Consider the following 235-nt stretch of genomic DNA (forward strand, 5'->3'; position numbering starts at 1 on the left):
GCGAGATCGCCCAGCACTCAGAGCTCTCCCACGGTTCCCTCCATTACTACTTCTCCGTCAAGAACGATCTCATCGCGGAGGCGGTGCGGATCTCGAAGGGCGGACTCGGCGAACGCTACCTCGCCGTTCTGCAGAACGCGGAGACCGCGTGGGTCCTCGCGGCATGGGCCGCGGCGGAGCTCGCCCGGAGGGTGGGGCAGGACTCCCGCCTGCACCGGCTCTGGTACGGCATCCG

At 68.1% G+C, this 235-nt stretch carries 1 pseudogene; it reads left to right on the forward strand.

The features are described from left to right. Positions 1 to 235: pseudogene (locus tag KVS71_RS18975) on the forward strand (TetR/AcrR family transcriptional regulator); the annotation flags it as partial.

Origin of the sequence: Microbacterium sp. GbtcB4 (assembly GCF_019091465.1) — a bacterium.
GTDB classification, from domain to species: Bacteria; Actinomycetota; Actinomycetes; order Actinomycetales; family Microbacteriaceae; genus Microbacterium; species Microbacterium paraoxydans.